Genomic DNA, 22,855 nt, shown 5'->3' on the forward strand with positions numbered 1-22,855 from the left:
AATTTTAGAATAAAAAAACACCCTTAGAAATAAATTCTAAGAGTGCTTTGCTGGGGAATAAACATTAATTAATAATATGTGTATGTAATACTAGTATTGATAAAACCGAATACAACATACGAAGCCGTTAATGGGTAACCGTCTGTATTATATACATAAGTTACCGGAGTATCGCTTGAAAAACTTCCCTGCGTAGGATTATTTATATTTACTCCATCTAACCCTGTTCCTACATTAATTTTAGCAAAAGCTGTAGGATATACTCCTTTAAAAGGGTTGTTTTTCTCATCATAAGTATTCTCTAACGCCTCAGTACCTACTGTTTCTGTTTTAACATTTCCTTCTTCGTTATATATATAACTTGTATTAGCTACTCTACCATTCTCTTTATTCAGCCTCTCTTTTTTCTCCAATCTATTTTCTGTATCATATGTATATGTATATGTATATACTTCTATACCATCTTCCTTCTCAACAGCACTTACAATTAAATCTGTATCATTATATGTATACACAGTGCTTTTTGTATCGGACTTTACTTCTATTACTTGATTTTTATTATTATATACAATCGTATAAGTTCTAGTAACTCCACCTTCTTCTACAACATATGAGTTAATAAAATTAGAATTTTCGTCATAAGTATATGTAGTAATACTTTCGCTATAGTCATCTTTAAAATGATACGTTTTTATTTGTGAACCACTACCTACTTCACCACGAATATTAATAGTAACATTGTATACTTTTTCATCACCGTTTTCAGCAGTAACCGTAAAAGGCATAGCTTCACCATCAACAAAGTTTACTGGTTGTCCTGGTGCTGGAGAAATTGTAGCTTTTTCTGAAATAGTAATATTAGGTACTAAACCTGAAATGCTTGTATTAAAAGGAACACTGATTGTAATATTGTTTCCTAAATCGTAAACAACATCGTCTTCAGTTAATCCTTCAAAGTCTATATTAAAACTTGTAATACTGTTTAATGATGATTGTACTATTTTGTCACTATCATCGCTAGAGCAACTTACCATTACAAGTGCTATAATTAAAGACAAAAAAGGGAAAACTTTTTTCATAATGTAAAAATTTAAAAATTAGTATTTTACTATCGACTTCTTTTATTCCGTTCGATAATCACGGATTATACTTTAAAAGTTTGGGTTATTTATTTTAGCATCGTTAGGAAACTTAACTACATATCTACTATCATTTTTTTGTAATGTGTAATTTTTTCCTTCATACCACTTTACAATTTGTGGTTGTGTAGTTCTCTTTAAATCATTCCAACGTTGACCTTCAATTGCAAACTCACGTGCACGCTCATCTAATATTTCTTCATACAACTCTTGTTTGTTTAAAGAGTTGATATATGTTGTATACGTCGTCATTTTAGACGGAGTATATCTGTTTTTTGCAAACGCTAACAATTCTGTTTTTGCTAAACTTAATTCGCTTTGTTGCGTATACGCTTCTGCTAAAATCAAATACAGTTCTGCTACCCTAAAGGTAGATCTATACTTAATATTAGCTGTTTTAGCAGCTCTATAAACTGTTCCTTCTTTCTTAAAATATATGTTGAATCTTAAATCATTTGTTCTATCGTATTTACTTAAAAAAGTATCAGACATAGAAGCGTAAGTAGTGATATCAAAAGAAGATACCATATCTAAGGCTAAAATAGATTCTACTGAATTAAATTCTGAAGGCATTATAGAACTATCTGAGTTTAAATCTTGAACAGTATTTTTTATAGCCAATGCTTCTTTAGCTGCATCAATAGCTTGTTGCCATTGATTTTTAGATAAAAACACTTTCGCTTTTAAGCTTTTTAAAGCTATTGTTGAGAATCTATAATTTAAGCCTGTTTGTTGTTGTGTAACATTTAAACGTGTTTCTGCATTTGTAATATCTTGTAAGATTTGCTTATAAACTTCTTCAACAGACTGAATATCATACTTCTGATCTAAATTGTACTCAGTTACTACAGGTACTCCTCCATCGCTATTAGCAGTTGTACTGTTATAAGTTTTACCATATAAGTTAACCAACTGAAAATATTGCAAAGCTCTTAAGGCATACGCCTCTCCTACCAATTGATTAATTTGAGTAGCCTCTCCAGTAATTTCAGCTTGATTTTCTATAACGTGGTTTGCATGAAAGATTATTTTATAAAAACTAGCATACGAAAAAGCTGTTGTTAGTGGTGACGCACCGGCATCATTCCAAATAAAAAGATCTTCATACTGTTCTGACCCTAAAGATGCTTTAGTTAATTGAAGTTCATCACTTCTGTATGTAGTTAACACATGGTTATTCTTTTCTATACCATAAGCTGTTGTTAAAAAACTTCTGTAATCTTCAACCGATTTAGGAATTATTTGTCCTATTGGTTCTACATCTAAGTAGTCATCACACGAAACCATGCTCACTACTACTATGAATAATATATATATGTGTTTTCTCATTTCTGTATTTTTTAAAAAGAAAGGTTGAATCCGAAAGAAATAATTTTTGGTATTGGTTGTGAGTATGGACTACCAAAAGTTTCAGGGTCGAAATATCCATCGTAATCTGTTCCGAAAACAAATAGATTTCTTCCTTCTAGGTTAAAGCTTAATCTTGAAACATTCATACTTTCTAAGTACTTACTTGGTACATTGTATCCAAACTTTATACTGTTAACTCTTATGTATGAAATTTTATCTACCCAAATATCTAAATCTCTAAACGTATTACCTGAATCGTAAGTATGATACCAACTGTAAACTAAATCTGTGTCAAAACCTGGTGTTGTGCTCCCTATCAACGCTGGGTAATTTCCTGTACCTGCTTTTAATACTTCTTTGTTAAAGTTGTAATTTGGACTTACCTGTGTTGGGTGATACGAAGGTGTTCTTCTAACTGTTTGATTTAAGTTAAAGTTTGTAGCTATACTTAAACTGAAATCTTTATACTGAAATTTATTGATGAAACCTCCACTAAACTCAGGATCTCCATTACCTACATAGGTATATAAATTTCTATGCTCTTCATCGGTTAATTGACTTCCATCAACTCCTTCTGATAAGTTATAAAAATCTACTGCTGTTACTTTCTTACCATCTTTCCAAAATAATGGCAACCCATTACTATCTATACCAGCAGTTTTAATGGCAAAAACTGCATTTACTCCGTATCCTAATAACGATGGTCTTAATTGATTATCTCTCGTTTGAATTCTTTCTACAGTATTTTTATTATGAGAAATATTAAAGCTAGTTGTCCATATAAAATCATCTTTTACAATATTTCTCGTATTAATTGCTAATTCAACTCCTTTATTACTTAGCGTTGCCCAGTTTGTATTGATAAAGTTGAACCCAGACTCTAACGGTATAGCTTGTAAACCAATTAGATCAGTACTTTTACGATAGTAGTAATCTGCCGATACATATACTCTGTTATTAAACATTCCCAGATCAAACCCAACATTTGATGAAACTGTTTTTTCCCAACGTAAATCTTTGTTTGGAGCTGAAATAACATTAATACCTTCTTCTGTTGTTCCTGGTAAAATAGTTACCTCATCATAAAGACCTACAACGTAAGGAGAGGTAGATTTATCTATATTTCCTTGTACACCATACGAACCTCTAATCTTTAATTCATTAATAGCGTCTACATCAAAAAAGTTCTCTTTTGCTACGTTCCAAGAACCTGCTACAGACCATAATGGTAAGTATCTAAATTTAGGATTTACACCAAATAAATTAGAACCGTCATATCTTAAACTTCCGAAAATTGTATATTTTCTATCATAAGTGTACGAAGCTGTTCCGAAGAATGATGCGTATGCATTTTCATTAACTGTTTTTCTATACGGTTCAAACAACTTATTCTTCAATGCTCTTTCATCAGTTATTTGTACAGTGCTTAATGTATTAGGGTTAAAACCAAATCCTTTTGTATGAATCTCTGTACGCTTATCTTCTCTAAACTCAGTTCCTAACATTACATCAATCTCATGGATATTATTAATTGACGTGTTGTAATTTAAAGTACTCTTCCAGTTGTATTGAAAAGCATCGCTATTCCAGTTTTGAATTATCCCTCCTTCGGGTAAGAAAAAAGCATTTTGTCCATTATCGTCTTGATATCTAGATCTAAACCTATATTTTCTTGTATAATAACTTTCTTTATCTGAAAATTTCTCTGTTTTATCAAAGTCAAATTGCATTCCAAACTGTGTGTATAGTTTTAAGTTGCTATTTAACTTATAAGTAAGATCTATAATTGGTTTGATAGAATACGATGTTAGCTCCTGATTTGTGTTTTCTCTTTCTTCTAAAGGATTATACTTGAAACTTACACTTAAATCATACCTTTCAATTAAATCAGGATCATAATTGTAACTTCCATCTGCATTATATGGTGTAAAGTAAGGATTTACCCTTCTTGAATAATAAGCTGGGTTTGTATAAGCATCTGCACCTGTTATGTATGATGTGTTTTTATTTCTACTTGCAAAAACTGATACGCCTACATTTAATTTGTCGTTTACATCATAATCATTTTTAAACGTAAGGTTGTATCTATTCAGCCCAGTCCCTTTAGTAGTTCCTTCTTCATCAAAATATCCTAAAGAGAAATAGTATCTTGATTTTTCACTACCCCCAGAAAGCGTTAATCCGTATTGTTGGTTTATTGCTGCTTGATACAACTTATTACCCCAATTAACATCTTGATTTCTTAAGTTATTAATTACATTTTGAGCTAATGGATTTATGCTAGAAAATCCGTTGTTTTGAAAATTATCGTATTCTCCATAAGCATCTAAAATTCTAGCCACTTCTCCTCTATTACTTTGGTAAGTTAAATCTGGTCTGCTCGCTAAACCTAATTCAAAATCTACTTTCTCAGAAGCATTCATTAAGTTTAACTTATCAAAATCTGGTCGTAAGGTTAAAAAGGTATTTGAATTAAAGTTAATTCGCATCGCTCCTTCTTTACCTTTTTTCGTAGTAATTACAATTACTCCGTTTGCAGCTCTTGCACCGTAGATAGAAGTTGCCGAAGCATCTTTTAACACCGTAATCTCTTCAATATCTTCTGGGTTAATTCCTGCAATAGGAAAAGATTTTAAATTATCGATATTGTCTTTATCTCTAAAATCTTTTGGAATATCGTTTCCTTGTAAAGGAATTCCATCTAAAACCCATAAAGGATCAGAAGAACCTGTTAATGTTGATGTACCTCTAATTTGAATTTTTGCTGGTGCTCCTGGTGCTCCAGTAGTTGGTTGTACTAACACCCCTGATATTTCACCTGAAAGCATTTGATCTACGTTAGCAGTACCTGCTTTTTTAACGTCATCTGTTTTAATTTTAGCAAATGATGAAGTTACTTTTCTCTTTTCAATTTTTTGGTATCCTGTTATAACCACCTCTCCTAAAAGCTCTTCTTTTTCTTTTAGAGATACTATAATGTTAGTACTTCTATTTTCTACATTAATCTTTTCTGTTTCAAATCCCATGTAAGAAATTATAATATACTTTGTTTCTATTGGAGCATTGAAAGAAAAGTTACCATCAAAATCGGTAGTTGTGCCAATCATAGAAGCTTGTATAACATTATCTATATTGGTTTTATTTCCAATCATTTTTGTTGAAGCATAAATAGAAACTCCTGGAAGTGTTTCATTTCTAGCTTCATCGATAACTGTACCACTAATTATTTTTGTTTCTTGCGCAAAAACTGAAAATGGTATAAGTAGCAGCAAGTAAATTATTTTTTTATTCATCATCTTAATTATTCAAATTATACTCAATTCTAGCTATTAAATCATTGTAATGGTTTTGTGTAGCTATATTTCCTTTCTTCCTTTTCTTCTTCAATAATTTTAAAATTCTTTCTAATTCTGCTCTCTTATTTGAACCTGCATCTGATACCCTAGGTATATATGTAAAGTGTACATTTTTAAAGTTCTTATCATCACTAGAAATTGTTGTCTGTCTGGTTTTCTTTAAAAGTGTATTTCTATCAACAGTTAGTACATCTACGTAATTTTTTTGAGTCATACGATCAAACATATCTAATGGCTCATTCTTCATTGTTTTCTTGAAGATCGCTTTATAAAGCTGATCAAATAAATACTCTTCGGTAAATACTTCTTCTGTATCTGAACTCAACACTTTATTTTCTGTAATACGCATTAGTCTATCTGTATGCACCAAACGATATATCATATTCGTTTGATAAGCTCGATGCATAGATATTGGAGAATAAAAACGTTCTCCGTCTGGTGCATCTCTTACAGGATATACTTTGTGAATTAACTCTGGAGTAAACAACCATTTTTGTGGTAAAATTGCCTCATTTATTATATACTCTAATGCCTCTTTTTGAACTTTGGCTGGTACAGGCACAAAGGTATTTTTATTATCACCATAAATAGTATTATTAATATAAATTCCTCCAATGTTAGCCATTACATGACCGCTATATAGTTGCCATTGATCTATCACTGCTTTGTATAGTTTGGCAGCTTTGTAATAATCTTCCCCTTCTTCTTTGGTCCATATTAAAATATTAGGTACAATTCTTTGTAGGTTTTTCAATCCATACTCACTTGCTTTCACTGCATTATCTCCTAAATCTTCACTTTGCGATCTTGGATCTATAACTTTTCCCTGCTGAGGCCCATAGAAGTATAAAGGGTCATTTTCGTGTTTTCTTATCCACTGATTTAGTATAGGTAATTCTTCATGGGGTGTTTTCACATCTAACCAACGATAGCCCCAATTGATAGCGTACTTATCATACACTCCTATTTTTGGACTGACTTCTGTTATATTATCTCCTGGTTGAGCAACATAATTGTAACGAGCATAATCCATTATAGATGGAGCTGTTCCTCCCATTTTTTTGGTAAAACTAGCTGACCTCAACGAGTCTACAGGGTAACTAAACGATGCCCCCATATTGTGTTTTAATCCAAACGTATGTCCTACTTCATGAGAAGACACAAACCTTATTGATTCTCCCATAATTTCATCTGAAAAAACATTAGCTCTTGCTTCTGGGTTTATAGGCCCTGTTTGTACACGAATCCATTGATGCAACCCTTTCATTAAGTTATGCCACCAAATAATATCTGATTCTAAAATTTCTCCACTTCGTGGATCTACTATAGATGGTCCCATTGCATTTTGCCTTTCTGAAGCTACATAGGTAATTACTGAATAACGAACATCATCAATATCGAAATCTTTATCTTCTTTGGTCACTTCTTTAACAACCACAGCATCCTTAAATCCTGCTTGCTCAAAGGCTTTATTCCAATCATATACTCCATTTTCTATATATGACACCCATTTTTTTGGTGTTGCTGGATCTATATAATAAACAATCTGTTTTTTAGGAGTTACTAACTCTCCTTTTTTATATTTTTCTATATCCTCTTCTTTAGGCTCTAACCTCCAACGTGTAATTAACTCTCTATGCTCTACTTCATGTTGACTATCTGAATAATAATCCATAGGTTTACTAAAATACCCTATCCTTTTATCTCCAAAACGAGGTTTCATTACATTAGTTGGGAGCAAAACGATGTTTGTTGTTACCCCTATAGATAAAGGTAGTGCAGTACTTTTTCCTTCAGAAACTGATGTAGTTAAAAGTGATTTAACTACAATATTTTTTGAAAACGTTTTTAATTTTTCAACTTTAGAAAGCTTTGTTTTAACGCTTCCTCCCAAACCTATGTTTGAAAGTAAATCATTAAAACTTTTATCTTCTCCATTAAACACTCTATTTACTTTAATAAGAGCTGTAGTCTTCTCTTCATTTTCAGACTCTATTTTAAATCCTTCAATAATAGATTCTCCAAAGTTTTCTTGTACTGAAAGAGTTATTGCGTTGTCTTTTGGCGATTTAACCCTCGGAGTTAATGTTTTTACCCAAACCTTGTTTAATACAGTATCTTTATAAAACCTTACTAACTTAGTTTCATAAGCCATTCCTTTATTTAACCCATGCCCATTAAGTTCGTAAGGTACTTTAGATACTTTGTTGACAATTAAGAAGTCCTTTGAAAACAATGAATCAGGAATTTCAAAATAGATATCTTCTTTTAATTTATAAATATTGAATAATCCATTTTTTACATTCCCTTCTTTCTTTAATTTAGAATAAGACACATTACTACTATCTTTAATAGAATCTTTCTTCTCCTCTTCTTTCTTTTGTGCAAAAAGAGAAGTGGTAAAAACCACAAGCAGTAAGCTTAATGTTTTTAATTTAACACCCTTCATTTGAGTATAACTCTTCATAAATTATTTTGATTAATAAGCAACCAAATGTAGAACTGAAGATGCTTTTTAAAAATTAAATGAGAGTGAAGTGCCTTTTAACAGGAGTGAATTTTACTATTTTGACAATAAAGGAAGGTAACATTTAAAACTTTTCTCAAAAATCACTGTTTTAAATGAAGTTACGCTATAAAACGTATAAAAATCACTCAAATAACTTAAACCAATACCATAACTTGTTTCAGTATTGTTTTTTCTTGGGTTATAATTATTACTTACTATAATTATATCTTTTTCTATTAAAACTTTAATAAAAAGAGGCGTTTTTTTTGTTATTTCATTATGCTTAATTGCATTTTCAATTAAGGTTTCTAAAGCTAAAAAAGGTATTTTTTTTAATAGTGTTTTTTCTTCTGCTCTATTTATAATTTCTAAGTTTATACTATTATTAAACCTAATCTTTTGCAAAAAGAAATACTGCTCTAAAAAATATAATTCTTCTTTGACTGTGGCCTTATTAGCATCTCTTTCCTTTAGTAAGTACCTATAAACTTCCGAAAGTTTTAACACAAACTGTTGAGACATTGTTTTATCTACACCTATTAAAACATGTAATGAATTCAAAGTGTTAAATAAAAAATGAGGATTTAACTTTTTACGTAACTGACTTAATTGTAAGCGCGCATTTTTTTGTTGATATTGCTCATTGCTTATAGCTAACTTTTTTCGTTCTTTTTCATATTGAAGTGCTTTCAAATGCTGACTCCTAAGCTGACTACGAGAAAATCCGAATATTAGCATAAAAGTTAATAATGCCAACAAACTCATCCAAAGCAAATATTCTTTTATGTTGTTTACAGATTCTTTAATTAAAATATTTAAGGGGAAACTTGTTATTAAAACCAACTCTGAGTTACCTGCCTGTACTACATTATAGTACCTTAACACCTCTAAGCCTAAATACTCTGAAGTAACCGTTGATTTAATTTGTTGATTATTTTTTATTCCTCTCTTGGAAGATTTGATAATACTATTTGGTGAAATATTGTTAAAAAAAGATTTTTCTTGCTTCCCTATATAACTAGTATCTGGATGTAGCATACAAACGCCTTCTTTATCTGTAACAATAACATAGCCTCCATACCCTTTATACTTTTGTGAAAAATAGTTCCAATATTTTAATAAATTTATATTGTAACCAAATACTACCATTGATTCATCAGGCAACTTGTATGTAATAATTTTTTGGTAGTACGTAATGTTATTTAATCCTAACACCACATTAAAGGTTTGGTTCTCTTTTTTAAACCCTCTTATTTTTTCAAGTGTCTCTTCTTCTAGCTCTTTAGTTCCTAAAAAGGACGTATATGTAACTTCTTCGTTTCTTTTAAAAAAATAAATGAAACTTGCATCAATAACTTCTTCCGAAAAAGCAAGCTCACTATTAAATAATAATCTATTTTTTAATTCGGATTCCTCTAAATTTACACCTTTGTCTAAAATTTTTTGCGCTCCTGAAATAAACTTATTAAACTCATTAAAATCAAATTGTAAAATATTCTTCTTCTCCCTTACAGTTTGACTTATCACTTCCCCCACTAACCTCTCTGCCTCCGAAGTTATTTTTTGAGTTATAAGTCTGTACCCTATAAAAAATAACACAATCAACGATACACTTACTAAAAGGTAATATTGATGTTTTCTTTTTTTTAACAGAAATCTCATTCCTTCTAATTATCTAACCAATTCTTAAAGTCTTTAATTCTTTGAGCACTTACTAGAAGTATTTCTTCTACATTAAGATCAGACTGTAAATCTATTTTTATACGATTATTACTATACTTAGAAATATTTTTTATAGCAGAGTGTTGTATGATATACTTTCTATTGATTTTAAAAAAGTATTTTTCAGAAAGTTCTTCTTCTAAACTAGAAATCGTTCCGTCATAAAGATAGCTTTCATTATCAAAAGTAAACAAAAACAAATATTTTCCTTGTGCCATAAAATAGGCTACATCTTCTCTTTTTATAGAAATAGATAAATTTCCTTTTGACACTAAAAAACGTTCTTTTTCTTTTTGATCGTTTATTTTGCTACTCATTTGTAGTAACAGTTGTTCTAATTTATCGCTATAACCTTTATCTTCATTTAAGCCAACATACTTTTCTATAGCTTTTTGCAATGCTTCTTCACTGTAAGGTTTTAATAAATAATCTATAGCAAAAAACTGAAATGATTTTATAGCGTACTCATCAAAAGCTGTTGTAAAAATAATAGGTGTAGAAGTTTTCAATTTTTCAAAAATTTCAAAACTATAACCATCTCCCAAATGAATATCACTTAAAATTAAGTCGCATGTATTGTTTTGAAGCCATACAATTGAATCTTCAACACTTTCTAATCGCTTTTTTACAGAAATTGAATATGGACTTTTAAGTAATAAATTTTCTAAAGAAGATGCTGCCAAATCTTCATCTTCAATAATAACTACATCTAATACTTTCATTTACTTTATAGAGATTTAAGAGGTATCTCCAAAAGTATTAAATTATTTTTATCTTTAATTAAAAGTTATGTTTATGCTAACTTATGGAAGTTTATTAAAAACTACAACACCCTTTTCGCTTCTATAAAAGCACGTTTCCAGTAGTTTTCATGTAGTGAGGTTACAATAACCCCTTGCGAAGTAGTGGAGTGAATAAAACGTACATCCCCATTATCAACAGAAGTTACCAAACCTACGTGATTTATAGGTCCTCTCCTCCCTCTTGTTTTAAAAAATAATAAATCGCCTCTTTGCACTTCTCGTAACGAAATTCTTTCGCCTTGTCGATACATTTCACGAGAACTTCTAGCTATGGATACATCTCGTTGTTGAAATGACGTAAAAATTAACCCCGAGCAATCCATTCCTTTTTTTGTCATTCCACCAAAACGATACGGAACTCCTTTGTAGGTAACTGCTGTCCATATAATTTTATCGGCAACTGTTACTTCGTTCACCTTAACCTCTTCAGTAGCTTCTGACTTAACACTTGCTACATCAACTGCTTTAGGAGTAATTGTTGATGCTGTTTTTTGGTAAGTTCCACTCACATTTTTTGACGATCCACAAGAAATCATTAAAAACGACAGTGTACATACAAAGAGGATTTTTTTAATCATAGGTGTTTTATTTTTTTACTCCATCAACAATTAATTTTGCTGCTTTGGCAGAGGCTCCTTTACCTCCTAGTTTTTGTTCCAAATCGAAATACGATAAAAATAATTGCTGACGATGTTCTGTTTCTAAAATACGCTCTAACTCATACTTTAAGCTTTCTTTCGTAAAATCATTTTGTATCAACTCTTTTACCACTTCTCTATCCATAATCAAGTTGACAAGTGATATATAACTTAACGTAATTATTCGTTTTGCTATTTGATACGATATGTTGCTTCCTTTATAACAAACCACTTGAGGCACTTTAAATAGTGCTGCTTCTAAGGTTGCGGTTCCTGACGCTACCAAAGCAGCATACGAAATACTTAATAAATCGTAGGTTTTATTATTGATGAACTTCACATTCGCATCACCAATAATTTCTTTGTAAAATTCATACGACTGACTAGGAGCACCCGCTACTACAAATTGATACTCAGGAAAATCATCTACCAACGATAACATTACCGATAGCATTTTGGTTATCTCCTGTTTTCTACTTCCAGGTAATAATGCTATAATTTCTTTATAACCTAAATCGTGTTCTTTTCTAAATTTATCTATCGACACCTGCTTTCTACCAGCAATCCCATCAATTAAAGGATGCCCTACAAAGTGTACATTGTATCCGTACTTTTTGTAAAACTCTTTTTCAAACGGAAGAATCACAAACATTTCATCGATATCACGTTTAATATCTTTTACCCTACCTGCTCTACTTGCCCAAACTTGTGGAGAAATATAATAATTGGTTCTAAAACTTTGTTGCTTTGCCCATTTAGCAATACGAAGATTAAAGCCTGAGTTATCTATAAAAATTAGTACATCAGGATTAAATTGAGCAATGTCTTTTTTACAGAAAGAAATCATACCCAAAATCTTTCGTAAGTTCATCAACACCTCAACAAACCCCATAAAAGCACGTTCTTTATAATGTTTAACCAACGTACCTCCTACTTCTTGCATCAAATCTCCACCCCAAAAACGAATGTCTGCTTTCGGATCTTGTTTCAACAACGCCTTCATTAAGTTTGCTCCGTGTAAATCACCCGAAGCTTCTCCTACAAGAATGTAATACTTCATCTACTAAAATTAGAAAAATTTTAAAATTGCGGTTAATAAAGCTACTGCAATCGTAGTTATTAACACTCCTCTTGCTCTGTAATCTTGTTTCTTTTTTAAAAAGACCCAAAACACAAATAAATTAGGTATTGCCGATAATGCTATTACCGATCCTAACATACCTCCTTCTTTTATTTTGCTTAGTGTTTCAGATATATCTGATTGTGAAATGTATTGTATGTACACAAAAAATCCACATGCTGTTGCCAATAACGATACTAAAATTCCTATGGCTATTTCTTTCTTTATATGTCCCATGTATGTAATTTTTGAATTGCGTGATGCGCTGTCATATCAAACTGAACAGGCACCACAGAAATATAACCGTTTTCTAACGCCCAAATATCGGTATCTTGTCCTTTATCTCTGTTTACAAACTCTCCTGAGAGCCAGTAATATTCTTTTCCGAACGGACTTTTACGTTTATCAAACGTTTCTTTCCAATATCCATTTGCTTGTCTACAAATACGAACTCCTTTAATATCTTTCTCTTTTAACTTCGGAATGTTTACGTTTAAAATCACCCCATCTGGTAAACCATTTAGTAACACATTTAACGCAATTTTTTCTATAAACTTACGTGCAGCTCTAAAATCGGCATGCCAATCAAAATCTAACAATGAAAAACCTATAGCTGGAATCCCTTCAATACCTGCTTCAACAGCAGCACTCATCGTTCCTGAATAAATTACATTAATGGATGAATTAGACCCGTGATTAATTCCTGAAACACATAAATCAGGGGTACGATTCAATATTTCGTTCTTTGCCATTTTTACACAATCGGCTGGAGTACCCGAACAACTGTATTCAATTTGCGGACCTTCATCTATAGTAATTGGATTACAATGTAGGACATTATTTACTGTAATTGCATGCCCCATTCCACTTTGTGGACTATCAGGAGCGACGACGACTACATCTCCTATTTTATTCATAATTTCAATCAACATTCGAATACCTGGAGCAGTAATTCCATCATCATTAGTAACCAAAATTAAAGGTCTGTCTTGCATGGTATGTAAGTTTTACAACAAATGTAACACAAAAAAAGGATTCTTTTTTTAACATTTCGTAAAGACAGATTCGTTTATTTTATGTGTAAAATTGTGGTAATCAAACACAAGCGTCATGACACAAATTATTGTTCATCTCACTATTTTTATTATTTCGGCTTTTTGTGCTATTATTTCAATCTAACACAATATATATTATCTAAGTATTTTTAGATAAATAGTAATGTTACTTACTTGAATGAACCTAAAGTTTGAATTAAGAGTATATAAATTAAATCGCTGCTTTTATAAAAAGCATCAAAACTTAAAAAATTGGCATTATTTTAGTAGCTTAGCAACACAACTAAACTACCCAACACAAATTTAAAGATAGAAGGTTTTATGAAGACGAAGTTTATTATTCCATTTTTAGCAATTACATTATTATTTTCGAACTCTGTTAGCTCGAATACACTTCCTAATAATGACCCAGAAAAAGATAGAGTTATAGTATATGTTTTAAAAAATATTTTAAGTCGTTACCACTATGTTCAAAAAGATTTGAATGATGATTTTTCTGAACATGTATACACTACTTTTATTGATGGTTTAGACCCAAGTAAACGCTATTTTACGCAAGAAGATTTAAAAGAATTTTCTCAATATAAATATCAAATAGATAATCAATTAAGAGAATCTAACATTGATTTTTACAAACTAGTTTATAATCGTTTCCTTGAAAAAATGGAATCAGGAAAAGCTAACTATCGTGCTTTATTAAAACAACCTTTTAACTACAAAAAAAATGAGGTAATTGATATTGATTACGACAAAGTTCCTTATGCTAAAAATGAAACCGAATTAACAGACTACTGGAGAAAACAATTAAAACTATCTATTTTAAGCAATATAGAAGATGCTGAAGCACAGCAAAACGAAAAGGCTAAAAAAGATAAAAACTTTAAAAAGAAATCTTTTAAAGAATTAGAAGTTGAAGCTAGAAAGAAAGTATTAAAAAACATGGACGATTTGTACATGCGTATTGGAGAATTGGAAAATTCTGACTGGTACTCTACTTTCTTAAACAGTGTGGTAAGTGGTTTTGATCCACATACAACATATATGTCACCTAACATTAAAACACGTTTCGACCAAGAAATGTCTGGTAAACTTGAAGGAATTGGTGCTCGTTTACAAAAGAAAGGAATTTACACGCATATTGTTGAGTTAATCTCTGGAGGTCCTGCTTGGAAACAAGGAGAACTAGAAGCTGATGATATCATATTAAAAGTTGCTCAAGGAGACGAAGAACCTCTAGATATTGTAGGAATGCGTTTAGATGATGCTATTAAATTTATCAAAGGAAAAAAAGGAACAGAGGTACGTTTAACCGTTAAGAAAAAAATTGATGGTTCTATTAAGATTATTCCTATTATTAGAGATGTGGTAGAGCTAGAAGAAACTTTTGTAAAATCGAGTATTGTTGAAAAGGACGGTAAAAAATACGGAGTTATAAACCTTCCAAGATTTTATATTGATTTTAATGACTTAAGCAGAAGAGATGCTGCAAAAGACATGGAGCAAGAAATTGAGCGTTTAAAGAAAGAAAATGTAGAAGGTTTAATCGTTGATTTACGTGATAACGGAGGTGGCTCATTAAAAACAGCCATTGAAATTGGAGGTTTATTCATTAAAGAAGGACCTATAGTACAAGTAAAGTATCGAGGGGAAGACCCTTTGGTAAAAAATGATACTGATTCTAAAATACAATGGGGAGGTCCATTAGTAGTAATGGTAAATGAATTCTCTGCTTCTGCATCAGAAATTTTTGCTGCAGCAATGCAAGATTATAAACGTGGAGTTATTATTGGTGGTAAACAAACTTATGGTAAAGGAACCGTACAAAACGTATTACCAATCAATCGTTTTTATGAGCAATACCCTGACGATTTAGGTGCTTTAAAAATGACCATTCAAAAGTTTTATAGAATTAATGGTGGTTCTACACAAATTGAAGGTGTTTATTCTGATATTTCACTACCAAGCAGATACAGTTACATGGATTTTGGTGAGCGTGATTTGGAAGGTGCTTTACCATGGGATAAAGTTAAGCAGGCTAACTATACTGCTACCAATACCTATAGTAATTTTGCTGATGTTGTTTACAATAGTAAGCAACGTGTAATGAGTAATGAAAAATTTAATAAGATAAACGAGTATGCAAAATGGCTAAAGAAAAACCAAGACGAAAGAATATACTCATTAAATTACGAGACCTTTAAAAAAGAAGGGGAAGCAAAAGTTAAAGAAGGAGAAAATTTCAAAGATATTTTTAAATTCGATTCTCATTTAACATTTAAATCACCTAAATACGAATTGAACCTATTTAAAAAAGATACGGTTTTAGAAGAAAAACGCGTTACTTGGCATAAAAACTTACAAAAAGACATTTACATTAATGAAGCATTAAATGTATTGAGTGAGTTACGAATGAATAACCACCAAGTTGCTATCAAGAATTAAAAAAACGGGGATATCCCCGTTTTTTTTATCTAATTACTACTTATGCTAAAAAACACTTTTCTAAGTTTGGCTGCTAATTATTCAAGTGACAAAACACTACACCTAACTCTTTGGGAAGAAATCGTTGAAAATCACACTAACAAAAAGCGATACTATCATACATTAGAACATCTTGAGAGTTTACTTTTTCAACTTACTCCAATAAAAACTGAAATAAACCATTGGAACACCATTTTATTTACACTTTTCTATCACGATGTAATCTACAATTCACTTAAAAGTAACAATGAAGAAAAGAGTGCTGAATTCGCTATTCAAAGAATGCAACTACTTTCTGTTCCCCAAGAAATTATTAAAAGGTGTGAAAATCAAATTTTGGCTACAAAACACCATAAGCTATCAGAAGATACTGATACTAATTATTTTACCGATGCTGATTTAGCTATTTTAGGCGCGAATTGGGAAACATACGAGCAATACTATAAAAATGTAAGAAAAGAGTACGTTGTCTATCCTAACTTAGTTTACAATTCTGGTCGAAAAAAAGCACTAAAGCATTTTTTAACCATGGATAACATATTTAAAACTGAATATTTCTATAAAAAATTTGAAAAAACTGCTCGAAAAAATATTCAACGAGAAATTGACTTCTTATAAAAGTTCTATCTTCACTACTAACCCTTCATTAGCACGAACATTAAACACCGTTTCGTCTTCAAAAATTAGGTATTGTCCTTTTACACCAACCAATTTACCAGTATAAGTTTCTTGCTTTTCTAAGTTTAAACTCTTAGGTTTTTTTGGATATTTCTCTACAGGAAATTGAATATTTGTTTCCGTATTCGTAGCTATATAATATTCTTTCACTTCTTCAGGAATAAACTCTTGTAAACGCTCTCTCCACTCCACCAAATTTTCATCCTTAATATCGTTTTTCAACATTGTTCTCCAATTGGTCTTATCGGCTACATGCTCTTTTAAAGCAACTTCTGTTATTCCTGCTAAATATCTATTTGGCACCTCAACTATTTCAATAGCTTCATGTGCTCCTTGATCTATCCAACGAGTTGGCACTTGTTGTTTTCTAGTTACACCAACTTTTACATTACTTGAATTTGCTAAGTACACGATATGCGGTTGTAACTGCACTTTTTTCTCATACTCTAAGTCTCTATCTTCCTCTCCCAAGTGCGCTTTACTCAATTCAGGACGCATAATCCAATCTCCTGCAGTAGGGATTTCAAAAAAACAGCTCTTACAAAAACCTTGACGATAAATTTTCTTTTCTAAATGGCAGTTTAAACACTCATAAGTAACAAAACTTAAAGACATGTCTCTATTCAATAACTGATTCATATTCAAATAACCAGATGGCATCTCTAAATAATACTGAACAGTTGTAAGATTCTCGGTAGGCATTTTTTTTAAAACTCCTTGGTATTGCATGTCTTAAATTTTATTACTTTTAGCTTCACAAACTTACTGTAAAAAAATTGAATTAAGAGTTAAACTATGACGTTTCCATTTATAAATTCAATCATTTCTTGGTTCTTAAAAAAGCGTAAACATCAAGTAGAGTTGTTTTTAAAGTATCCTATTGATGTGCAAGATGAATTGTTACTCAAACTCGTAAGTACTGCTAAGAATACTGAATTCGGAAAACAACAAAACTTTGCTTCAATTAAAAATTACTCCGACTTTGCTAATAACATTCCTATTCAACGTTACGAAAGTATTGAACCACTTATTGAACGCTGTAGAAAAGGAGAACAAAATTTGTTTTGGCCAACGCCAATTCGTTGGTTTGCAAAATCTAGCGGTACTACCAATGCAAAAAGTAAGTTTATTCCTGTAAGTGATGAAGCTATTGAATATTGCCATTTCAAAGCAGGAAAAGACATGTTGTGTTTGTATATTAACAACAATGAAAATGCTAAATTGTTTACAGGAAAAAGCCTTCGTTTAGGTGGAAGCTCAGCTGTGTACGAAGACAACAACTCTTATTTCGGAGACTTATCGGCAATTATTATTGAAAACATGCCTTTTTGGGCAGATTTTAGCTCTGCTCCAAGACAAGAAACAGCATTGATGAGTGAGTGGGAAACCAAAATGGAAGCCATTATTAACGAAACCATTCATGAAAATATTACCAGTTTAGTAGGAGTTCCTTCTTGGATGCTAGTTCTGCTAAACAAAGTTCTAGAAAAAACCGGAAAGGATAATATTTTAGAAGTTTGGCCTAATTTGGAAGTATATTTTCATGGAGGAATCAACTTTAATCCATATCGTGAACAGTATAGAAAATTAATTCCGAAAGACGATTTTAAATACTATGAAACCTACAACGCTTCTGAGGGATTCTTCGCTATTCAAGATCGGAACAACTCTGACGAAATGTTATTGATGTTAGATTACGGAATTTTTTACGAGTTCATTCCTATGGATCAATACGATGGAGAAAACTCTAACGCAATTCCTTTATCCGAAGTTAAAAAAGATGTGAACTATGCTATTGTAATAACTACTAATGGCGGTTTATGGCGTTACTTAATTGGAGACACGGTTAAATTTACCTCAACTGACCCCTATCGTATAAAAATTACTGGGCGTACCAAACATCACATTAACGTTTTTGGTGAAGAATTGATTATTGAAAATGCTGAAGAGGCATTGAAAGCTGCTAGCGATAAAACCAATAGTGAAATAAAAGAATATACCGTTGGACCTATTTTTATGAATGAAAAGGAAAATGGAGCTCACGAATGGATCATTGAATTTGAAAAACCTCCTAAAAATCTTGCCTTCTTTACTGAAATGTTAGATAATGCTTTAAAAAACTGTAACTCTGACTACGAGGCTAAACGTTATAACAACATGACTTTGGCAATGCCTAAAGTACATCAAGCCCGCAAAGGTTTATTTTACGATTGGATGAAAGAAAAAGGGAAATTAGGTGGGCAACACAAAGTTCCGAGATTATCTAATGAGCGTAGCTTTGTTGAAGAACTGTTAAAACTCTAAGCTTATTCTGTTTGAATTTTTAATGGCAAGTGATATTGCGTAACTACAGGAATACCTCTTTTTGTTGCTGGTTGTATTTGTGGTAATTTTTCAATAGTAGATTTTAAAATACTGTCTAACTCTGGAAGCTGCTGATTAACATCCTTCGATGCGGTAATATTTTTCAATATAAATTTACCTTCTGCATTAATTAGTAAGTCGATAAGTACCTCTTCTTCTATTCCTTCTTGTATTACGAAAGAATATTCTTGTAAACTTTTAGCAAACCTTTCATGGATTTCTTCTCTAAAACACTTTGATTTTTCTTCTTCTGAAAGACTTCTACATCTATTGAAAGCAGGGGAAACATCTACTTTCGTAAAATCTACTATAGTATCAAAAGCTCGAAAACCACCTTTTTTAGATGGTAAAAAAAAATCACAAGAAGTAGTTAGTAAAAGTAAAAAGACGGCATAACGTATATTCATCTTATTGATTTTAAGATGAATATACGAATTTTACTATTAATCTAAGATTTCTCCCAGTAAGAAGTAATGTTTTTTTATCGCTTCTAATCGCGTTTTCACATATTCAGTATATGAAACATCTTTTCTTTCAAAACGATTTATATAAGTTTTATAGTGCTTATATGCAATTTTCTTATCTTCATAATAAACTTCACTCTTTAAAGCTAAATGAAACAGTGCTTGGTAATTTTTTTTATTCTCATCAAAAGCTTTTTTATAGAAATTAAGTTCTTCTTTAGAGTTACCTAATTCTTTATACACCCTAGCTAACTGGTAATATTCCACATCTCTTGGTTCTTTCCCTATAAAAGTAGCTAACATATAATTCAATTGTGCTTTCTGAAATTTTCTCTGTTTAAAATCAATATCTCCCAAATAAGTATATGCTTTAAAATCTGATCGATCTATTTTAAGTGCTTTATTAAAATACTCTTTTGCTTTTTTATACTTCTTCAAATTAAAATAACTGCGCCCTAACATTTTTTGAGTATAATGCTCATTAGGTTCTATAGAATCTATCTTTTCTAATAGCTTAATTGCTTCTTTATACTTTTCTTTTCTGTATAGATTATTAATTTTAAGCTTGTTTAAAGCTATGTGATTTGGATCTACTTCTAATCCTCTATTAATAAAAATACTTGCAGAATCTTTATCTCTTAAAAAAGTATAAGCTAACGCCAATTGATGAATCGATTTAATATGTTCTTCATCATTTTTATAAGCTTCTAAAAAGCTATTAATTTTTAAATTTCTCTTATTCAACATTGCATATCCAACCCCTAATTGATAATAGTAGTTTGCATTGGTACTATCTTGCTGAATTATATTCTTAAAAGTCTCTATTGACTTAGCTGGTTGTTTGGTTTTTGCATATAATTTTCCTAGTTGATACTGTATCAATAAGTTTTCAGCATCCTCATTTACAATTCCTTCATAAATTTCAATTGCCTTTTCTAATTTTTTTTCTTTTTGATACGCTTTTCCCAAATTTACTTTTACAGCATAATCATCTTGCAATGCCAATGCTTGCTCATAATATTTAGAAGCTTGCTTATGATTATCTATAGAAGCATAAATTGCTGCTATTTTTGAAGTTGATTGAAAAGTAGTATCCAACTCATGTAACTTTGTTAATGCTGTTTGATAGCGCCCTTTGTTTAGTAAACTATCAATAGTTTGAAAAGCCGAAACTTGCGCCTCGACTTTTATTATTCCTACTACAAAAACAATAAGTAAAATTTTATTTTTCACGTTTCTATTTTTGATATTATTCATTGGTTATCTGTGACCAAGATACTTATTTTATTTCACCTCAAAAGTAATTGGTAAGGTATAACCTACTTGAACTTTTTTACCTCTATACTCACCTGGTTCCATTTGCGGCAATTTTTGTGCCAACTCTTCGGCGTACTTTTTCAATGTTGGGTGTGGTGCTCTTGCTCTTACATCTATTACTTTACCTTCTTTATCTATTTTAAACTGAACATAAATTCGCTTTTTTCCTGCAGAAAGCCCAAGATCTTTAGTTATCGACATATCAAAATTATCTTGAACAAACTTACTCACACTTTTATGAAAACAATCTTTATCTCCTTCTGCACATCCAGGAAACGTTGGTGCTTTATCCAACATAGCAAAAGGAACATCGTCTCCCTCTATTATGCTTCCTTTATTAGATTTAATTTTTTTAAGTGAAACACTCATATCCATAAATAAAACTTTACGAGCTTTATTTTCAAACCCTTCATAAACTTTTAAGTCTATGTCTTGACCTTTTTCTTTAAACCTATTTACAACTTCATTGTATTCGGACAACTCTAAACTCGTTAGATCTTTTAATTGCACTTCTTTTGTTTTAGGTTCTTCAATCCCCATATACACATCCATATAAGATTGCTTTGATTCAAAAATTCGCTTATTAATTCCTGACTCATCTAAATACATTACTGAATTTTCTTTTTGCTGCTCAACATTACTTGTTTCACTTGAACATGCCGTATATAAAATCATACTTCCTAAGAGCGGAATTAACAACAAATACTTTAATTGTTTCACTTTTTTTGATTGTGCTTTCGTCATCATAATAATTCGTTTTTTGATTAATGAATGTTTATAAAATTGATTAATGAATGAAATATGCTCGACCTGAAAAATATCGGCGAGTAAATGGTTTATATAGTTTTCTTTTTTATCTGATTTGCTGGCTACAGCATCTGAAATATATTCATGAACCAGCGAAATGCGGTTTTGATACACATACACCATTGGGTTAAACCACATAATAATTTTTAAAAACTCAAAAAACAGCAGATCTAATGTGTGTTTTTGTACGCTATGTACCAATTCGTGTTGAATGATTTTTTCTTGTTTTGATGATGGAATATCCTTTCCTAAAAAAATATAATTGAAGAATGAAAATGCCTTAGTTTCTTTTGGTAGTAATACCAATTTATAATTTTCTTTTCTAGCAACCCCATATTGTAAGACCAATCGTACGATTCGTTCTAATTTTACTAAAAACACTACAAAAAATAATAAACACCCAATCCAAAACAATACATCTAAATAATTAACAGATTGATACCAAGCAGCTTTTTCGATTACTTTTTGTGGAGATAAAACTACTTCAGGCAATAAAATATAATACTCTTGTGGCACCGCCTTTTGAACTGTTGGAATTTTCAACAATGGCAACACAAAGGACAACACCGCTGTACTTAGCAAATACCACCTATTTTTTGTAAAAAATGTTTCTTTACTTAAAAAGAAATCATACACCGCTACAAAAAGTACTTGAAATAATATAACTTGGATAATATAGTTTATCATGACTCCTTATTTTTATTCACCTCTTTTAAAATACTTTCGAGTTCTTGGATATCCATTTTGTTTTCTTTCATAAAAAACGATACCATACTTTTAAACGAACCTCCAAAATAGCCGTCCATAAGCTTATGCAAGCTCTCATTACTATACTCAGCCTTCTCTATTAGCGGATAATACTCATATCCTCTACCCTTTGGCTTATGCCCTACAAACTCTTTAGTTTCTAAAATCCTGATGATTGTTGAAACCGTATTGTATGCTGGTTTTGGTTCTGGCAACTCTTCTATTACTTCTTTTACAGAAGCTATTTTTAGTTCCCATAATACTTGCATTATTTGTTCTTCTGCTTTCGTTAATTGCTTACTCAT

18 protein-coding genes are annotated in these 22,855 nt (G+C 31.1%); 3 read left to right on the forward strand and 15 right to left on the reverse strand.

All coding sequences use genetic code 11. The annotated features are described in order from the left end of the window. Positions 1–68 precede the first annotated feature (68 nt). The 10 genes from C8N26_RS00170 to surE form a co-directional block, all read right to left on the reverse strand. Positions 69–1,079, reverse strand: a complete 1,011-nt coding sequence (locus C8N26_RS00170) for a DUF5018 domain-containing protein (protein ID WP_120185531.1) — start codon at positions 1,077–1,079, stop codon at positions 69–71. Between the two features lie 72 nt (positions 1,080–1,151). Then, positions 1,152–2,468 carry a RagB/SusD family nutrient uptake outer membrane protein gene (locus C8N26_RS00175; protein WP_120185532.1) on the reverse strand — a complete coding sequence of 439 codons (1,317 nt, stop codon included), beginning with the start codon at positions 2,466–2,468 and terminating at the stop codon, positions 1,152–1,154. Positions 2,469–2,479: 11 nt separating this feature from the next. Beyond that, on the reverse strand, positions 2,480–5,761 hold the full coding sequence (locus C8N26_RS00180; protein ID WP_317124618.1) for a SusC/RagA family TonB-linked outer membrane protein: 3,282 nt from the start codon (positions 5,759–5,761) through the stop codon (positions 2,480–2,482). Positions 5,762–5,786: 25 nt separating this feature from the next. After that, positions 5,787–8,312 carry a zinc-dependent metalloprotease gene (locus tag C8N26_RS00185; protein ID WP_120185533.1) on the reverse strand — a complete coding sequence of 842 codons (2,526 nt, stop codon included), beginning with the start codon at positions 8,310–8,312 and terminating at the stop codon, positions 5,787–5,789. A 96-nt stretch (positions 8,313–8,408) separates the two neighbouring features. Beyond that, the gene (locus C8N26_RS00190; protein ID WP_120185534.1) at positions 8,409–10,016 is read right to left on the reverse strand and encodes a histidine kinase; all 1,608 of its coding nucleotides are present in this window, start codon (positions 10,014–10,016) and stop codon (positions 8,409–8,411) included. Between the two features lie 5 nt (positions 10,017–10,021). After that, positions 10,022–10,798: a LytR/AlgR family response regulator transcription factor gene (locus C8N26_RS00195; RefSeq protein WP_120185535.1), complete on the reverse strand. Its 777-nt coding sequence runs from the start codon at positions 10,796–10,798 to the stop codon at positions 10,022–10,024. Positions 10,799–10,899: 101 nt separating this feature from the next. Further along, a complete protein-coding gene (locus C8N26_RS00200; RefSeq protein ID WP_120185536.1) occupies positions 10,900–11,457 on the reverse strand; it encodes a C40 family peptidase in 558 nt (185 codons plus the stop codon). Between the two features lie 7 nt (positions 11,458–11,464). Then, a complete protein-coding gene (gene lpxB, locus C8N26_RS00205) occupies positions 11,465–12,577 on the reverse strand; it encodes a lipid-A-disaccharide synthase (protein WP_120185537.1) in 1,113 nt (370 codons plus the stop codon). 9 nt (positions 12,578–12,586) lie between these two features. Continuing rightward, a complete protein-coding gene (locus tag C8N26_RS00210; protein ID WP_120185538.1) occupies positions 12,587–12,874 on the reverse strand; it encodes a hypothetical protein in 288 nt (95 codons plus the stop codon). After that, a complete protein-coding gene (gene surE, locus C8N26_RS00215) occupies positions 12,862–13,632 on the reverse strand; it encodes a 5'/3'-nucleotidase SurE (protein WP_120185539.1) in 771 nt (256 codons plus the stop codon). The genes C8N26_RS00210 and surE overlap by 13 nt, the downstream gene beginning before the upstream one ends. A gap of 381 nt (positions 13,633–14,013) precedes the next feature. On the opposite strand from surE, the gene C8N26_RS00220 reads away from it, so the two are divergent. Both C8N26_RS00220 and C8N26_RS00225 read left to right on the forward strand, forming a co-directional pair. Next, entirely contained in the window at positions 14,014–16,134 is a 2,121-nt protein-coding gene (locus C8N26_RS00220) for a carboxy terminal-processing peptidase (RefSeq protein WP_120185540.1), read from the forward strand. A gap of 42 nt (positions 16,135–16,176) precedes the next feature. Then, complete coding sequence (locus C8N26_RS00225) at positions 16,177–16,791, forward strand: HD domain-containing protein (RefSeq protein ID WP_120185541.1); 615 nt, start codon at positions 16,177–16,179, stop codon at positions 16,789–16,791. Here the strand turns inward: C8N26_RS00225 and C8N26_RS00230 are convergent. Beyond that, positions 16,786–17,580 (reverse strand): DUF2797 domain-containing protein, encoded by a 795-nt coding sequence (locus C8N26_RS00230; protein WP_120185542.1) that lies wholly within the window; start codon positions 17,578–17,580, stop codon positions 16,786–16,788. The genes C8N26_RS00225 and C8N26_RS00230 overlap by 6 nt on opposite strands. Before the next feature lie 66 nt (positions 17,581–17,646). Between C8N26_RS00230 and C8N26_RS00235 the strand changes: the two genes are divergently transcribed. Beyond that, a complete protein-coding gene (locus C8N26_RS00235; RefSeq protein WP_120185543.1) occupies positions 17,647–19,155 on the forward strand; it encodes a GH3 auxin-responsive promoter family protein in 1,509 nt (502 codons plus the stop codon). Between the two features lie 2 nt (positions 19,156–19,157). Here the strand turns inward: C8N26_RS00235 and C8N26_RS00240 are convergent, their stop codons facing one another. From C8N26_RS00240 to C8N26_RS00255, 4 genes are read right to left on the reverse strand one after another with little or no spacing between them, the layout of a single operon-like run. Then, positions 19,158–19,622 (reverse strand): hypothetical protein, encoded by a 465-nt coding sequence (locus C8N26_RS00240; RefSeq protein ID WP_120185544.1) that lies wholly within the window; start codon positions 19,620–19,622, stop codon positions 19,158–19,160. A gap of 36 nt (positions 19,623–19,658) precedes the next feature. Next, positions 19,659–20,912, reverse strand: a complete 1,254-nt coding sequence (locus tag C8N26_RS00245; RefSeq protein WP_170141607.1) for a tetratricopeptide repeat protein — start codon at positions 20,910–20,912, stop codon at positions 19,659–19,661. A 51-nt stretch (positions 20,913–20,963) separates the two neighbouring features. After that, on the reverse strand, positions 20,964–22,490 hold the full coding sequence (locus C8N26_RS00250; protein WP_120185546.1) for a M56 family metallopeptidase: 1,527 nt from the start codon (positions 22,488–22,490) through the stop codon (positions 20,964–20,966). Beyond that, positions 22,487–22,855, reverse strand: coding sequence for a BlaI/MecI/CopY family transcriptional regulator (locus C8N26_RS00255; protein WP_120185547.1), 369 nt, complete (start codon positions 22,853–22,855; stop codon positions 22,487–22,489). Before C8N26_RS00255 ends, C8N26_RS00250 begins: the two co-directional genes overlap by 4 nt.

It is taken from the genome of Tenacibaculum lutimaris, from assembly GCF_003610735.1.
Taxonomy (GTDB): domain Bacteria; phylum Bacteroidota; class Bacteroidia; order Flavobacteriales; family Flavobacteriaceae; genus Polaribacter; species Polaribacter lutimaris.

Excerpts from the sequence above, each read along its gene's own strand:
- C8N26_RS00170 (WP_120185531.1), bottom strand. The coding sequence starts at position 1,079 with ATGAAAAAAGTTTTCCCTTTTTTGTCTTTAATTATAGCACTTGTAATG.
- C8N26_RS00175 (WP_120185532.1), bottom strand. The coding sequence starts at position 2,468 with ATGAGAAAACACATATATATATTATTCATAGTAGTAGTGAGCATGGTT.
- C8N26_RS00185 (WP_120185533.1), bottom strand. The coding sequence starts at position 8,312 with ATGAAGAGTTATACTCAAATGAAGGGTGTTAAATTAAAAACATTAAGC.
- C8N26_RS00190 (WP_120185534.1), bottom strand. The coding sequence starts at position 10,016 with ATGAGATTTCTGTTAAAAAAAAGAAAACATCAATATTACCTTTTAGTA.
- C8N26_RS00195 (WP_120185535.1), bottom strand. The coding sequence starts at position 10,798 with ATGAAAGTATTAGATGTAGTTATTATTGAAGATGAAGATTTGGCAGCA.
- C8N26_RS00200 (WP_120185536.1), bottom strand. The coding sequence starts at position 11,457 with ATGATTAAAAAAATCCTCTTTGTATGTACACTGTCGTTTTTAATGATT.
- lpxB (WP_120185537.1), bottom strand. The coding sequence starts at position 12,577 with ATGAAGTATTACATTCTTGTAGGAGAAGCTTCGGGTGATTTACACGGA.
- C8N26_RS00210 (WP_120185538.1), bottom strand. The coding sequence starts at position 12,874 with ATGGGACATATAAAGAAAGAAATAGCCATAGGAATTTTAGTATCGTTA.
- surE (WP_120185539.1), bottom strand. The coding sequence starts at position 13,632 with ATGCAAGACAGACCTTTAATTTTGGTTACTAATGATGATGGAATTACT.
- C8N26_RS00220 (WP_120185540.1), top strand. The coding sequence starts at position 14,014 with ATGAAGACGAAGTTTATTATTCCATTTTTAGCAATTACATTATTATTT.
- C8N26_RS00225 (WP_120185541.1), top strand. The coding sequence starts at position 16,177 with ATGCTAAAAAACACTTTTCTAAGTTTGGCTGCTAATTATTCAAGTGAC.
- C8N26_RS00230 (WP_120185542.1), bottom strand. The coding sequence starts at position 17,580 with ATGCAATACCAAGGAGTTTTAAAAAAAATGCCTACCGAGAATCTTACA.
- C8N26_RS00235 (WP_120185543.1), top strand. The coding sequence starts at position 17,647 with ATGACGTTTCCATTTATAAATTCAATCATTTCTTGGTTCTTAAAAAAG.
- C8N26_RS00240 (WP_120185544.1), bottom strand. The coding sequence starts at position 19,622 with ATGAATATACGTTATGCCGTCTTTTTACTTTTACTAACTACTTCTTGT.
- C8N26_RS00250 (WP_120185546.1), bottom strand. The coding sequence starts at position 22,490 with ATGATAAACTATATTATCCAAGTTATATTATTTCAAGTACTTTTTGTA.
- C8N26_RS00255 (WP_120185547.1), bottom strand. The coding sequence starts at position 22,855 with ATGAGTAAGCAATTAACGAAAGCAGAAGAACAAATAATGCAAGTATTA.